General features: G+C 55.2%; 11 protein-coding genes and 1 pseudogene. 6 read left to right on the top strand and 6 right to left on the bottom strand.

Annotated elements, in window-relative coordinates; all coding sequences use genetic code 11:
- Window positions 1-20 precede the first annotated feature (20 nt).
- Complete coding sequence (gene sspB, locus KQJ18_RS14560; RefSeq protein WP_038634317.1) at window positions 21-524, top strand: ClpXP protease specificity-enhancing factor; 504 nt, start codon at window positions 21-23, stop codon at window positions 522-524.
- 56 nt (window positions 525-580) lie between these two features.
- Here the strand turns inward: sspB and dcuC are convergent, their stop codons facing one another.
- Entirely contained in the window at window positions 581-1,948 is a 1,368-nt protein-coding gene (gene dcuC / locus KQJ18_RS14555; protein WP_216422181.1) for an anaerobic C4-dicarboxylate transporter DcuC, read from the bottom strand.
- A gap of 359 nt (window positions 1,949-2,307) precedes the next feature.
- Between dcuC and nanR the strand changes: the two genes are divergently transcribed.
- The 5 genes from nanR (at window position 2,308) to nanQ (ending at window position 7,298) form a co-directional block, all read left to right on the top strand.
- Entirely contained in the window at window positions 2,308-3,099 is a 792-nt protein-coding gene (gene nanR, locus KQJ18_RS14550) for a transcriptional regulator NanR (protein ID WP_038634311.1), read from the top strand.
- 259 nt (window positions 3,100-3,358) lie between these two features.
- Complete coding sequence (gene nanA / locus KQJ18_RS14545) at window positions 3,359-4,252, top strand: N-acetylneuraminate lyase (protein WP_216422180.1); 894 nt, start codon at window positions 3,359-3,361, stop codon at window positions 4,250-4,252.
- 109 nt (window positions 4,253-4,361) lie between these two features.
- Window positions 4,362-5,852 carry a sialic acid transporter NanT gene (nanT, locus tag KQJ18_RS14540; RefSeq protein WP_038634306.1) on the top strand — a complete coding sequence of 497 codons (1,491 nt, stop codon included), beginning with the start codon at window positions 4,362-4,364 and terminating at the stop codon, window positions 5,850-5,852.
- 106 nt (window positions 5,853-5,958) lie between these two features.
- The gene (nanK, locus tag KQJ18_RS14535; RefSeq protein WP_216422179.1) at window positions 5,959-6,828 is read left to right on the top strand and encodes an N-acetylmannosamine kinase; all 870 of its coding nucleotides are present in this window, start codon (window positions 5,959-5,961) and stop codon (window positions 6,826-6,828) included.
- A 2-nt stretch (window positions 6,829-6,830) separates the two neighbouring features.
- The gene (nanQ, locus tag KQJ18_RS14530; protein ID WP_038642896.1) at window positions 6,831-7,298 is read left to right on the top strand and encodes an N-acetylneuraminate anomerase; all 468 of its coding nucleotides are present in this window, start codon (window positions 6,831-6,833) and stop codon (window positions 7,296-7,298) included.
- A gap of 60 nt (window positions 7,299-7,358) precedes the next feature.
- On the opposite strand, the gene KQJ18_RS14525 is transcribed toward nanQ, so the two are convergent.
- From KQJ18_RS14525 to gltB, 5 genes and pseudogenes are all read right to left on the bottom strand, one after another.
- On the bottom strand, window positions 7,359-8,639 hold the full coding sequence (locus KQJ18_RS14525) for a cytosine deaminase (protein ID WP_160955902.1): 1,281 nt from the start codon (window positions 8,637-8,639) through the stop codon (window positions 7,359-7,361).
- A complete protein-coding gene (gene codB, locus KQJ18_RS14520) occupies window positions 8,626-9,879 on the bottom strand; it encodes a cytosine permease (RefSeq protein ID WP_216422178.1) in 1,254 nt (417 codons plus the stop codon). Before codB ends, KQJ18_RS14525 begins: the two co-directional genes overlap by 14 nt.
- Before the next feature lie 116 nt (window positions 9,880-9,995).
- Window positions 9,996-10,082, bottom strand: a pseudogene (locus KQJ18_RS24670) (hypothetical protein); the annotation flags it as partial.
- An 82-nt stretch (window positions 10,083-10,164) separates the two neighbouring features.
- Window positions 10,165-11,583 (bottom strand): glutamate synthase small subunit, encoded by a 1,419-nt coding sequence (locus tag KQJ18_RS14515; RefSeq protein WP_038634296.1) that lies wholly within the window; start codon window positions 11,581-11,583, stop codon window positions 10,165-10,167.
- Between the two features lie 12 nt (window positions 11,584-11,595).
- Window positions 11,596-15,746: glutamate synthase large subunit (gene gltB / locus KQJ18_RS14510; protein ID WP_216422176.1), on the bottom strand; the 4,151-nt coding region annotated here is incomplete at its 5' end.

Raw genomic sequence — 15,746 nt, 5'->3', positions numbered from 1 at the left:
CTGGGCCGGGGTTAACCTGTATGGATTTGCCACAGCTAACACCACGCCGTCCGTATCTGCTGCGCGCATTCTATGAGTGGTTGTTAGACAACCAGCTCACGCCGCATCTGGTGGTGGATGTGACGCTCCAGGACGTGCAGGTTCCGATGGAATACGCACGTGACGGGCAAATAGTTCTGAATATTGCACCGCGCGCGGTGGGGAACCTGGAACTGGCAAACGACGAAGTACGCTTTAACGCGCGCTTCGGTGGTGTGCCGCGTCAGGTTTCCGTCCCGCTGGCTGCGGTTCTGGCTATTTATGCTCGTGAAAACGGCGCCGGTACGATGTTTGAACCGGAAGCCGCCTACGACGAAGATGTCGCCAGCTTAAATGATGACGACAACGAAGCGTCTGGTTTTGAGAGTGAAACGGTTATGTCGGTCATTGATGGCGATAAGCCTGACAACAGCGACGACAACGATCCGGATGACACTCCGCCGCCGCCTCGCGGCGGGCGCCCAGCGCTACGCGTTGTGAAATAAATAGTGAAATAAAAAAACAGGCCCTTTCGGGCCTGTTCTGTTTTCTGGCTCCGCAATCAATAAAACAGCACGATGGTGACTATCATATTCACCACAAATCCTACTGCCATCGGAATAGCGGTGCGCTTTACCACCTCAAATGGCGACACGCCGGCAATCCCTGAAGTTACGACAATCACCGCGGTAATGGGTGATACCGCGCGCGCCAGCGTAGTGGCAAAATGCATCGGCATAATCATCACTACTGCCGGAATATGCAGCCCGGCGGCAATATCCGGGATCAGGCTGGCAAAAGACATAAACGGTGCGTTGCCTGATCCCATGACGATCGCGCAGGCGGCGATGACCACGGCCATGATGATCATCACGCCGATGCCGCCAAGGCCGGAGTGTTCCGCGCCTTTAATCACGGCGTCCACTGTGCCGATAGTCGTCAACCCTTTGGCAAAGATCTCACCGGCGACCACCAGCGTGACAACGTTGGCAAACTGCGTCCCCATGCCGTCAAAAAAAGCCTGCACATCATCCATTGTTTCGCGCAGATTATGTTTATGCAGGAATTCGACAAACATGGTCAGCGTCATGCTCATGAGCATCACCACCACCAGATTCAGCTCTGCCTGCATTAATCCCATATGTGCCAGCAACAGTGAACCCAGCATCAGGATCAGCGGCATCACCGGTAAAATGGCGTAATACAGCGGGGGCAGATCTTCCAGCGTCTTTTGCTCAGCGAACCCGTTGTTTTCCGGTAACGTTTTTTTATCAAATCGGCGCTGTACGAAAAAATGCGCAATGGCGACAGCGACAATAACGCATGAGGCGACGGGGAGCTGATAATGGAAGAAGTAGGTGGCGATTTTCATGCCCGCGACCTGCGCGGCAAAAATAGAGTTGGTTTCCAGAATGCCCCATTCAATCGACATCGAGGTAGCAATGACCGCAACCGCGGATAATCGACTCACGCCAAGACTGACCAGCGTTGGGAAAAGCGTCACCATCAGCAGCATGCCTAACCCGGAAGCGCTGGTAATGAACTGCGCCATGATCTGACCAATCACATAGGTGGCGGCCAGCACGACATAGGGGGAACGGATTAGCTTCAGCGGTCGGCTTAACAGGCTAACCATCGCTCTGCTGGCCCCCATCCAGTCCATATAACGGGCATAACCGCCCACCGCCATGATGGATAACCCCAGCCCTGCCGCCCTATTTGAGAGCATACGCAGAATTTCGTTGTAAATATCGACCAGGAGATAGCCGCTACTTTTATCGTCAGCGACCAGCATGCCGTAACCCAGCCAGACGCCGCAGATCATCAGGAAGATCCCGGCTGCGGCCAGCACGACCTGGGGTTTGTAGTTTTTGAGGATCAAGTAACCCATCGTTAATAAAACGATGACAGAGATAATAATGCCGAACATTGTTTCACTCCATGCCAGGGAAGATGATAAATCCGGTAATAATGCTGTTGTCAAAATGGATCTTATATTTTTCTGGACACTTTTTATGGAGTGGATATCTTATTTTTAATGCAATGGTTAATTTATTTTTCGTTATAAAATAGTCGGTTATGATAAATTATCACGTTCATATTCATAAATTTCACGAAGCTGATATGGTCTTGTTTAATTAAAGATAATCAGCATGTTTAAGCGAAATATAATATTAATATTAAATATATTATTCATAAGCCAGCCTGTCTGGATGACCATCATTTCACCCTGCTTTCGATCCTGTGTTAGGATAAACCCGCTGTTGTTTGTCACCACGACTTAGCTGAATGGACCCTATGAACGCATTTGATTCGCAAGCTGAAGACTCTCCATCCACCATTGGCCGTAGCTTACGCAATCGCCCGCTGGCGCGTAAAAAACTGTCTGAGATGGTTGAAGAAGAACTGGAGCAGATGATCCGTCGTCGGGAATTTGGCGAGGGGGAACAACTGCCGTCTGAGCGGGAGCTGATGGCCTTCTTTAACGTGGGCCGTCCTTCTGTACGAGAAGCGCTGGCAGCGTTAAAACGCAAAGGCCTGGTACAAATCAACAACGGCGAGCGCGCCCGCGTTTCGCGTCCTTCGGCTGATACCATTATCAGCGAGCTCTCCGGTATGGCCAAAGATTTCCTCGCGCATCCCGGCGGCATAGCCCACTTCGAGCAGTTGCGACTGTTCTTTGAATCCAGCCTGGTACGATATGCCGCAGAACATGCTACTGACGAGCAAATCGACAGACTGGCGAAAGCACTGGAGATCAACAGCCAGTCGCTGGATGACAATACGCTGTTCATTCGCTCGGACGTTGATTTTCACCGCGTGCTGGCGGAGATCCCGGGCAATCCCATCTTTATGGCGATCCATGTTGCGCTGTTAGACTGGCTGATTGCTGCCCGCCCGACCGTTGCCGATCAAGAGTTGTATGAGCACAACAACGTGAGTTATCAGCAGCATATCGCCATTGTCGACGCAATTCGCCAGCGCGATCCTGAAGAAGCTGACCGCGCACTGCAAGAACACCTCAACAGCGTTTCCGCAACCTGGCACGCCTTCAGCAAAAATAAAAAATTGCGTAAGTGATCGCGATCCTGACGATCGTTTAAACTCAAAATCATTCAAGTTGCATCAAGGCGGCAAGAGAGCGAGTCCCCTGGAGCATAGATAACTATGTGACCGGGGGGAGCGAACGCAGCCAACGCAGAGGTGGCTCGAAGGATGAAGAGTTTAGTGAAGCAGATCGCACTATAAGCGTTCTGTATTGTATTGCTGCTTATTTGATCTGGTATAACAGGTATAAAGGTATGCAGTCAGATAACACTAATCATCGACAGAGGTAGTTATGGCAAGAGATCTAAAAGGCGTAATGCCAGCGTTGTTAACCCCATTCGATAACCAACAGCGGCTGGATGTTGAGAGCCTGCGCCGGCTGGTGCGTTTCAACATTGGCCAGGGTATTGATGGGCTCTATGTCGGTGGCTCTACGGGCGAGGCCTTTGTCCAAAATCGCGTTGAAAGAGAGCAGGTGCTGGAAATTGTTGCCGAAGAAGCGAAAGGCAAGGTGACGCTTATCGCCCACGTTGGCACGGTGAGCACCGAAGAGAGCCAGCAGCTGGCGAGCGCCGCGTATCGCTACGGCTTTGATGCGGTTTCAGCCGTCACGCCGTTTTACTATCCGTTCAGCTTCGAAGAGCACTGCGATCATTACCGCGCAATTATTGATTCAGCGAATGGATTGCCGATGGTGGTCTATAACATCCCGGCGCTGAGCGGCGTAAAACTGACGCTGGATCAGATCAACACGCTGGTGACGCTACCTGGCGTTGGCGCGCTGAAGCAAACTTCCGGCGATCTCTATCAGATGGAACAGATCCGCCGCGCTCATCCCGATCTGGTGCTTTATAACGGTTATGACGAGATTTTCGCTTCTGGTGTGCTGGCGGGCGCAGATGGCGGTATCGGTAGCACTTACAACATCATGGGATGGCGTTATCAGGGAATTGTGAAAGCGCTCAAAGAAGGCGATATCCGGACGGCACAAAAGCTGCAAACTGAGTGCAATAAGGTTATCGATCTGCTCATTAAGGTTGGCGTGTTCCGTGGCCTGAAAACGGTACTGCACTATATGGACGTGGTTTCTGTTCCGCTGTGTCGTAAGCCGTTTGCCCCGGTAGATGAACGCTATCTGCCGGAACTGAAAGCGCTGGCTAACCAACTGCTGGCGGAAAAGGCGTAATCGCGGGTCGCCGGGGACGCTTCGCTCGCCCGGCCTGGATTTTCGACCGTAGGCCGGATAAGGCAAAGCCGCTATCCGGCACAACAACAAAAATCGTCGGGAGAGTAAAATGAGTACTTCTACCCAGAGCATCCCGTGGTATCGCCATCTCAATCGGGCGCAATGGCGGGCATTTTCCGCCGCCTGGCTGGGATATTTACTTGATGGTTTTGATTTTGTGTTAATCGCCCTTGTGCTGACGGAAGTACAAGGCGAATTCGGTCTGACGACGGTGCAGGCTGCCAGTTTGATCTCAGCCGCCTTTATCTCCCGCTGGTTTGGCGGGTTAATGTTGGGAGCCATGGGCGACCGTTACGGACGCCGCCTGGCGATGGTTACCAGCATCATACTGTTCTCTGTAGGGACGCTGGCTTGCGGCTTCGCGCCGGGTTACACCACCATGTTTATCGCCCGCCTGGTTATTGGGATGGGGATGGCCGGCGAGTATGGCTCCAGCGCCACCTATGTCATTGAAAGCTGGCCTAAACACCTGCGTAACAAAGCCAGTGGTTTCCTGATCTCCGGTTTCTCCGTTGGTGCCGTGGTCGCCGCCCAGGTTTACAGCCTGGTGGTTCCGGTCTGGGGATGGCGCGCGCTGTTCTTTATCGGCATTTTGCCGATTATCTTCGCCCTCTGGCTGCGTAAAAATATTCCGGAAGCGGAAGACTGGAAAGAGAAACACGAAGGCAAAGCGCCGGTGCGGACGATGGTGGACATTCTCTACCGGGGCGAACATCGGGTTATCAATATTCTGATGACTCTCGCCGCCGCAACCGCGCTGTGGTTCTGCTTTGCGGGCAATCTGCAAAATGCGGCTATCGTGGCGATTCTCGGACTGATATGCGCATTTATCTTCATTAGCTTTATGGTGCAAAGCAGCGGTAAGCGTTGGCCCACGGGCGTCATGCTGATGGTCGTCGTGCTGTTCGCTTTCCTTTACTCGTGGCCGATTCAGGCGCTGCTGCCCACGTATCTGAAAACCGAACTCATGTATGACCCCTCAACGGTTGCCAGAGTGCTCTTCTTTAGCGGCTTTGGCGCGGCGGTCGGTTGCTGCGTCGGTGGGTTTCTTGGCGACTGGCTGGGCACCCGTAAAGCCTATGTCTGCAGTCTTTTGGCCTCGCAGTTGCTGATTATTCCGGTGTTTGCGATCGGTGGTTCAAACGTCTGGGTCCTGGGTTTGCTGCTGTTTTTCCAGCAAATGCTCGGTCAGGGGATCTCCGGGATCTTACCGAAATTAATCGGCGGCTATTTCGATACTGACCAGCGTGCTGCGGGTCTGGGCTTCACCTACAACGTTGGGGCGCTGGGCGGGGCACTGGCGCCGATCATCGGCGCGCTGATTGCACAACGTCTGGATCTGGGTACTGCGCTGGGATCGCTCTCCTTCGGCCTGACATTTGTGGTGATCCTGCTGATTGGTCTCGATATGCCGTCCCGCGTACAGCGCTGGCTGCGCCCTGAAGCGTTACGCACGCATGATGCCATCGATGGTCGGCCATTTAGCGGGGCCGTGCCGTTCGGCGGTGACAAAAGCACCATGGTGAAATCCAAAAGTTAATCGGGTCGCCCGGCGCTAAACCGGGCAACTAGCGAAAGGGAAGAACGATGTCGTTATTTGAGCAGTGGGATAAAAAGCTTATCACCGCGATGCAGAAGGCAGCGTTATGACTACGCTGGCGATTGATATTGGCGGCACCAAACTGGCTGCCGCGTTGGTGGACAGCAGTCTGCAAATCCGCGAACGGCGTGAATTGCCAACGCCTGCCAGCAAAACGCCGGATGCGCTGCGCGCCGCGTTACAGGCACTGATTGCGCCACTACAAGAGCAGGCGAAGCGGGTGGCGATCGCCTCGACGGGGATTATCCATGAGGGTTCTCTGCTGGCGCTGAATCCGCATAACCTCGGCGGGTTGCTGCATTTTCCGCTGCGGCAAACGCTAAAAGATCTCACCGGTTTGCCGACGCTGGCGGTCAATGATGCGCAGGCCGCGGCGTGGGCTGAGTATCATGCGCTTGGCGGCGAGTATCGCGATATGGTGTTTATTACTGTTTCCACCGGCGTGGGCGGCGGGGTAGTGAGTGCTGGGAAACTGCTGACCGGAGTCGGCGGTCTGGCCGGGCATCTGGGACATACGCTGGCCGATCCGCATGGACCCGTGTGTGGCTGCGGGCGTGTGGGCTGCGTTGAAGCGATCGCATCCGGTCGTGGGATCGCGGCGGCTGCTGAAGGCGCGCTTGCCGGATGCGACGCCAAAACTATTTTTAGCCGTGCCGGGCAGGGTGATGAGCAGGCAAGCCAGTTGATCCATCGCTCAGCGCGAACATTGGCAAGGCTTGTCGCTGATGTGAAGGCCATGACCGATTGCCAGTGCATGGTCATTGGCGGCAGCGTTGGGCTGGCTGAAGGGTATCTGGCGCTGGTGGAACATTATCTGGCACAAGAGCCAGCGGCCTATCACGTGGAATTACTGGCAGCGCATTACCGTCATGACGCTGGATTATTGGGGGCTGCGCTGTTGGCCCGGGGAGAATAATGATGATGACCGATGAGCTGCGTTCACTGCCTTCTTCCGGATTACATCCGGTATTGCAGGAAGCGCTAACGCTGGCCGTTGCGGCAAGGCCGCAGGAGAAAGTACCAGGATGCTATGAGCTGCAGGGCGATAATATTTTTATGAACGTCATGCAGTTCGTCACGCAGAGCCCAGAGCAAAAAAAAGCGGAGCTGCATCAGCAGTACATTGATATTCAGGTGCTATTGTCCGGTGAAGAACGCATTCTGTTCGGGATGACCGATTCTGCTCGCCAGTGCGAAGAGATACATGCTGAGGACGATTATCAACTGTGCAATCACATTGCCGATGAGCAGGCGCTCACCTTAAAGCCGGGAAGATTCGCAATTTTTATGCCGGGTGAACCGCATAAACCGGGTTGTGCAGTGGGGGACCCAGGGGAAATCAAAAAAGTCGTGATTAAGGTGCGCGCCAGCTTATTACACGCCTGACGATGAGAGAGACGGTGTCGGATGACAAGGTTGGCGCCATCCGACACGGGATATAACAATTTAGCGCTTAAACGTCACTGCTTCCGGCTGCGTCAAGTGCAGCGTGGTTTGGCTGGGGACTGTCTCGGCAATGACTCGCCCATGACGAATAGAATACCGCGCAGGCGTCTGGCGACGAACCGCGTCAAATCCATTTTCAGCCGGTAAAATCACCAGATTCGCGGTGTTCCCCACGCTCAGGCCATAGTCTTGCAGGTGCAGGGTTTTCGCGCTGTGGGTAGTGATCAGATTCAGTCCATCATTTATCTGTCCGTATCCCATCAGCTGGCACACGTGTAACCCCATATGCAGCACCTGTAACATATTTGCCGTGCCTAATGGATACCACGGATCGAAGACGTCATCATGACCGAAGCAGACGTTGATCTCCGCTTCCAGCATCTCTTTGACGCGCGTGACGCCGCGGCGTTTAGGATAAGTGTCAAAGCGTCCTTGCAGGTGAATATTCACCAGTGGATTGGCGACAAAGTTAATACCGGACATTTTCAACAGGCGGAAAAGACGGGAAGCATATGCGCCGTTATAGGAGTGCATTGCCGTGGTATGACTGGCAGTCACGCGCTCGCCCATATTGTAGCGATGCGCCAGCGCCGCGACGGTTTCAACAAAGCGTGATTGCTCATCGTCAATTTCGTCGCAGTGCACATCGATAAGTCGGTCGTATTTTTGCGCCAGGGCGAAGATTTTGTGCAGCGACTCCACGCCATATTCACGCGTAAATTCAAAGTGGGGAATCGCGCCGATGACATCGGCCCCCAAACGCACGGCTTCCTCTAACAGCGCTTCACCGTTGGGATAAGACAGAATACCTTCTTGCGGGAATGCGACAATTTGCAGCTCTACCCACGGCGCGACCTCTTGCTTCACCTCCAGCATGGCTTTCAAAGCCGTTAGCGTAGGATCGGAAACGTCAACGTGGGTACGGACATACTGGATGCCATTAGCCATCTGCCATTTCAGGGTTTGCATCGCGCGCGCTTTTACGTCTTCGTGAGTCAGCATTGCCTTACGCTCGGCCCAGCGTTCAATACCCTCAAACAACGTACCAGACTGGTTCCAGCTCGGCTCACCCGCGGTTTGCGTTGTATCCAGATGGATATGTGGCTCAACGAACGGTGGGATTGCCAGACCACCCTCGGCATCAAGTACTTCGCCTTGTGGTAACGCAGCTGCGTCCTGAGGCTCAATCCGGCTGAAGCGCCCGTTTTCAATCGTGAGCTGCCATAATCCTTCGCGTCCCTGTAAACGCGCCTGACGGATGGTGATGTTATTGTTCTGCATGGCTGACCTCTGGTGATTTAGCAAGGCTGCGATTGAAAAGTGGATTCAGCAGGATATAGCTGAATACGCCGCCGAGTACGGCGTTGACTGGCACAATACCGGGAATATAGTGACCGGCGGCGATGCCCAGCGCAACGGACAAAATAGCTATCCAGTTGACGGTCATAAATCGTGCTTTGCTGAAATCGGCATATCGGCGATGGTTCAGCAGATAGTCGGCGATAATCACCCCGCCAATCGGCGGAATCGCTGCCGACAGAAATGTTAGCCAGCCAACAAAGTTATTGTAAAGCCACAGCGCGCACAGTGTGCCGATAATGCCGTTAGCCACCGACAGCGTACGGCTGGAAAGGCCGGTAATATTGGCAAATCCCAGACCCGATGCGTACAGCGCATTGTCATTAGTGGTCCAGATATTCAGGCCGAGCACCACAATTGCTGGCAGCAGCAGGCCCTGGGCTATCATCACGTCAGAAATATCTGCTTGTCCGACTGCAGCGGCGCCCGCCGCACCGAAGATAAACATCAACGAGTTGCCAAGGAAAAAAGCGACCATGGCAATCAGCACCGCGCCTTTGGCATTGCGGCCAAAGCGAACGAAGTCAGCAGTTAACGTCCCGGCGCTGACAAACGAGCCTACCACCAGCGCGAGAGCGGTGGAGAAATCAAGCGGCGTTTGCGGCGCAATCGCTTTTAAATGGTCTAAACCGCCGACATCGCTCACCGCAAGCCAGACGGAGTAGCTGCCAAGAATGACGATGGCGGGCACAGCGATGATAGATAAAATGGTCAGGGCCGAGATGCCAAAAAAGATAGTCATCGTCATCAGCAGACCGGAAACCGCAATCAGGATATTGACGTCAATCCCCGTCGCTTTGCCAACCGGGATGGCAAACATGGCTACACCCACGCCAAACCAGCCGACCTGGGTGCCGCCTAATAGCAGTGAAGGAAGCCAGGAACCTTTCACGCCAAATGAGTAACGAGCAAGGAGGTGGGTGGAGAGTCCGGTTTTTGCGCCGATGAAACCGAGAAATGCAGTGTAAATACCGAGGAGAAGATTACCGAAGAGAACTGCGAGGAAGAAATCATTATAAGAAAGACCGGTACCGAGTGTGCCACCGGTCCACATACTGGCGGAAAAAAATGTGAGCCCCAACATAACAAACGTTAGTGGTATCACGCCTTTCCGCGCCGCCAGAGGGACGGGGCCCTGGCTATAATTGTTGTCCTGCGACACAACGCCTCCATGAATTTTGCCCAAAAAATCCGCCGCATAATATACAGTTCTCAGAATAAAGCAAACGTTTTCGTGTGATGTTTTCTTGATGATTATTCATGGGGTTAATGGTTTCGCTAATTTTTCTCCGTCGTCAGTGAACCACCGCGTGCGAGTTGAGTTTCCAGCATGGTTTGCGAACGAATGAGTTCGTCTGTGAGTAATACCAGTAAGCTGACCATGTAAGCGGAAAAATATTAGCTCCCCATCCATCAGCGTCAGGCTGTGGCAGGGGAGCCCGAAGAGTTACACTTCCAGATAATTCAGAATCCCGTCAGCCGCTTTACGACCTTCGGCAATCGCGGTGACCACCAGATCAGAACCGCGCACGATATCGCCACCGGCGAAGATTTTCGGGTTGCTGGTCTGAAAGGCGATGTCACTGCGCTCAGGGGCGATAATCCGGCCCTGAGAATCCAGTTCGACGCTGTGTTTTGCCAGCCATTCCATACTGTGCGGACGGAAACCAAACGCCAGTACCACCGCATCCGCCGGTACAACGTGCTCGGAACCGGCGACGATCTCCGCGCGGCGACGACCCTTCGCATCCGGTTCGCCCATTTCGGTACGCGCCATTTTCACGCCGCATACTTTACCGTTGGCATTCACTTCCACGCCTAACGGCTGGACGTTGAACTGGAATTCCACGCCTTCTTCACGCGCGTTTTTCACTTCGCGCTTGGAACCCGGCATGTTCTCTTCGTCGCGGCGATAGGCGCAGATTACATGTGCTGCGTTCTGGCGAACCGAGGTGCGCACGCAGTCCATTGCCGTATCGCCACCGCCGAGAACGACGACGCGTTTGCCTTCCATGCTGATGTACGGCTCGTCGCTGCTTTCGCCAAAGCCCATCAACTGTTTAGTATTGGCGATCAGGAATGGCAGGGCGTCGAATACGCCGGAAGCGTCTTCGTTCTCCAGTCCGCCGCGCATCGACTGATAAGTACCTACGCCAAGGAATACCGCGTCGTAATCCTTCAGCAGGTCGTCGAGCTGGACGTCACGGCCCACTTCCACGTTGAGTTTGAACTCAATACCCATGCCGGTGAAGATTTCACGGCGGCGGGTCATGACCTCTTTCTCCAGCTTGAAAGCCGGAATGCCGAAGGTCAGCAGACCACCGATCTCCGGATGACGATCAAACACCACTGCCTTCACGCCGTTGCGGGTTAGCACATCAGCGCAGGCCAGGCCCGCCGGCCCCGCACCGATAATCGCCACGCGTTTGTCCGTCTGGCGCACACCGGTCATATCCGGGCGCCAGCCCATTTCGAACGCTTTATCGTTGATATAGCGCTCGATGTTACCGATGGTCACCGCGCCGAACTCGTCATTCAGGGTACAGGATCCTTCACACAGACGATCCTGCGGGCAGACGCGGCCGCAAACTTCCGGCAGGGTGTTGGTCTGGTGTGACAGCTCAGCCGCTTCAAAAATACGCCCCTCGTTGGCCAGCTTCAGCCAGTTTGGGATGTAGTTATGCACCGGGCACTTCCACTCGCAGTACGGGTTGCCGCAGGACAGGCAGCGATCCGCCTGCGCTTTCGCCTGGCCTTCAGAAAAAGGCTCGTAGATCTCGATAAACTCGATCTTACGGATCTTCAGCGGTTTCTTAGGCGGATCAACACGCTGCAGGTCGATAAATTGGTATACGTTCTGACTCATTGCTGCTACCCCTTACTGCGCCTGCACACGCAGCTCTGCTGCGCTACGACTACGGTGACCCAACAGTGCTTTCACATCACTGGATTTTGGTTTTACCAGCGCGAATTTCGCTGAGAATGCTGGCCAGTTAGCCAGGATCTCTTCGCCGCGTGAAGAGCCGGTATGTTGTACGTGCTCGGTAATCAGACCGCGCAGGTGTTCTTCGTGAATGGCAAGAGAATCAACGTCCAGCACTTCCACCAGTTCCGGGTTCACGCGCTTGCGGAAATCGCCATCTTCATCCAGTACGTAGGCGAATCCGCCCGTCATGCCTGCCCCGAAGTTAACGCCCGTTTTGCCGAGAATACAGACGATGCCGCCGGTCATGTATTCGCAGCCGTTGTCGCCGATACCTTCCACCACGGTGATTGCGCCGGAGTTACGCACCGCAAAGCGCTCGCCCGCACGACCTGCCGCAAACAGACGACCGCCGGTGGCGCCGTACAGGCAGGTATTACCGATGATGCTCGCTTTATGACTGAGAAATGCGGAACCTATTGGCGGACGAATCGCGATAAGGCCGCCCGCCATACCTTTGCCGACATAGTCGTTGGCATCGCCGGTCAGATACAGCTCGACGCCGCCCGCGTTCCACACGCCAAAGCTCTGGCCTGCAGTACCGTTGAAGTGCGCTTTAATTGGGTCAGATGCCAGGCCCTGATCGCCGTGGGTTTGGGCAATATAGCCAGACAGCGACGCGCCGACGGAACGGTCGGTGTTGCGGATATCGAACCAGAAGGTTTTGCTCTGGCGCTCGTCGACATACGGTTTTGCCTGTTGCAGTAGCTGTGCGTTCAGCACGCCGTTATCAAACGGCGGGTTGTTCTCGGTGCAGAATAACGCCTTACCAGGATGCGGCTCGGCGGTTTCCAGCAGACGCGACAGCTCCAGCTTCTGCTGTTTGGCGGTAAACCCTTCCAGCTCTTTGAGCAGGTCGGTACGACCAATCAGATCCACCAGACGTTTCACGCCCAGCTCGGCCATCAGCTCGCGTACTTCGCGGGCGATAAATTCAAAGTAGTTGGTCACTTTGAACGGCAGACCGTGATAGTGGTTCTTACGCAGTTTGTCGTCCTGAGTTGCCACGCCGGTTGCGCAGTTATTCAGATGGCAAATACGCAGGTATTTACAGCCCAGCGCGACCATTGGGCCGGTGCCGAAACCAAAGCTTTCCGCGCCAAGAATCGCCGCTTTAATGATATCCACGCCGGTTTTCAGACCGCCATCGACCTGCAGACGAATCTTATGACGCAGACCGTTGGCGACCAACGCCTGCTGGGTTTCCACCAGACCCAGCTCCCATGGGCAACCCGCATATTTCACAGAGGAGAGCGGGCTTGCGCCGGTGCCGCCGTCGTAGCCGGCGATGGTGATCAGATCCGCATAGGCTTTTGCCACGCCGGTAGCGATGGTGCCGACACCCGGTTCGGACACCAGCTTCACCGAGATCATCGCTTTCGGGTTAACCTGTTTAAGGTCGAAAATCAGCTGCGCTAAGTCCTCGATAGAGTAGATATCGTGGTGTGGCGGCGGGGAGATCAGCGTCACCCCCGGCACCGAATAGCGCAGTTTGGCGATGTACGGGGTAACTTTATCACCCGGCAACTGACCGCCTTCGCCCGGCTTCGCGCCCTGAGCGACTTTAATCTGAATGACGTCGGCGTTGACCAGGTACGCCGGGGTTACGCCAAAGCGACCGGAAGCCACCTGCTTAATACGCGATACCTTGTTGGTGCCATAACGCGCAGGATCTTCGCCGCCTTCGCCGGAGTTAGAGTTACCGCCGATGCTGTTCATCGCTTCCGCCAGCGCCTCATGTGCTTCCGGGCTTAATGCGCCGATAGACATGGCTGCGGTATCAAAGCGTTTAAATAATTCGCTCGCGGGCTCTACCTCGTCAATGCTCACGGCTTCATCGCCAGGCGTAATCGCCAGCAGATCGCGCAGCGTGGCCGCCGGACGCTCATTGACCAGCTTGGCATATTCCTGATAGTCGCTGTATTCGCCGCTTTGTACAGCCAGTTGCAGCGTGCGTACCACGTCCGGGTTGTAAGCGTGGTATTCGCCGCCGTGGACGTACTTCAGCAAACCGCCCTGGCTAATCGGTTTCCGCGCCAGCCAGGCATGTTTCGAGAGGTTTAGCAGATCCTGCTGGAAGTCGGTAAAAGCTGCGCCGCTGATGCGGCTGACTACGCCCTGGAAGCACAGCGCCACAACATCATCGTGCAGACCAACGGCTTCAAACAGCTTCGAGCAGCGGTAAGAGGCGATGGTTGAGATGCCCATTTTGGACATGATCTTGTACAGACCTTTGTTGATGCCGTTACGGTAGTTCAGCATCACGGTCCGGTAATCTTTGGCAATCGCCTGAGTGTCGATCAGACGCCCCAGCGTTTCATAGGCCAGATACGGATAAATGGCCGTCGCACCGAAGCCGAGCAGCACCGCGAAGTGGTGCGGGTCACGCGCGCTCGCCGTTTCAACGATGATGTTGGCGTCGCAACGCAGGCTTTGTTCTACCAGACGCGTTTGCACTGCGCCCACGGCCATCGGTGCCGGAACCGGCAAGCGGTTTTTCGCGATGTTACGGTCAGAGAGCACCAGGAGCACCGTGCCGTTACGTACCATCTGTTCCGCCTTATCGCACAAGGCTTTCACCGTCTCCTCCAGCGTGGTTTCGGTCACGTCAAAGGTGATATCCAGCCGGTCAGCGCGATAATGCTCCTCTTTCATGGTGGTGAGCTGGGTGAAATCGGAGTACAGCAGGATCGGCGATTTAAAGCTCAGACGGTGTGCCTGACCTTCGGCTTCGCAGAAGACGTTCATTTCGCGACCGATGCTGGTGGCCAGCGACATAACGTGCGCTTCACGCAGCGGGTCGATCGGCGGGTTAGTCACCTGCGCGAACTGCTGGCGGAAGTAGTCATAAATGATGCGCGGCTGGCTGGACAGCACGGCAAACGGGGTATCGTCACCCATTGAGCCGACCGCTTCCTGGCCGTTTTCACCGAGCACGCGAATGACGGAATCCAGCTCTTCGGCGCTGTAGTTAAACTGTTTCTGGTAGCTGGCGAGGGTATCATCGTCCAGCTCGCGGCTGCCGACCTGATCGTCAGCCAGCTCTTCGAACGGCACCAGGCGACGAACGTTTTTCTCCATCCACTCTTTGTAGGGGTGGCGGCTTTTCAGGTCATTATCGGTTTCCGCTGAGTGCAGAATGCGGCCGCTGCGGGTGTCGATAACCATCAGCTCGCCAGGGCCGACGCGGCCTTTTTCCACCACTTCATCCGGCTGATAATCCCAGATCCCGACTTCAGAGGCGCAGGTAATCAGCTTGTCTTTGGTGATGACGTAGCGCGCCGGGCGCAGGCCGTTACGATCGAGGTTACAGGCGGCAAAGCGACCATCGGACATGACGATGCCCGCCGGGCCGTCCCACGGTTCCATGTGCATAGAGTTGAAGTCAAAGAACGCGCGTAGCTCCGGATCCATATCCGGGTTGTTCTGCCAGGCCGGCGGCACCAGTAAGCGCATGGCGCGGATGATGTCCATCCCGCCCGCCAGCAGCAGCTCCAGCATATTATCCATCGAACTGGAGTCGGAGCCGGTTTCGTTGACGAACGGCGCCGCGTCATGCAGGTCAGGGATCAGCGGCGTCTGGAATTTATAGGTACGGGCGCGCGCCCACTGGCGGTTACCTGTGATGGTGTTGATCTCGCCGTTGTGCGCCAGGTAGCGGAACGGCTGCGCCAGCGGCCAGCGCGGCACGGTGTTGGTGGAGAAGCGCTGGTGGAACAGGCAGATAGCTGATTCCAGACGCAGGTCCGCGAGGTCCAGGTAAAAGCGCGGCAGATCCGCCGGCATACACAGACCTTTATAGATATTGACCAGGTTCGACAGGCTACAGACGTAGAAGTCTTTATCTTGCAGGAGGCGTTTTTCAATACGACGGCGAGCAATGAACAGGCGGCGTTCCATATCACGTGGGCGCCAACCCGCAGGGGCGTTAACGAAAATTTGCTCAATACGAGGCAGGGAGGATAGAGCGATTTCACCGAGAACACCTTCGTTGGTCGGCACGTCGCGCCAGCCGACAATCGACAGGGTCTCCTGCTGTAATTCTT

Source organism: Citrobacter sp. S55_ASV_140 (assembly GCF_018919505.1).
GTDB classification, from domain to species: domain Bacteria; phylum Pseudomonadota; class Gammaproteobacteria; order Enterobacterales; family Enterobacteriaceae; genus Citrobacter; species Citrobacter werkmanii.
This window is presented reverse-complemented; position numbering and strand designations above follow the sequence as displayed.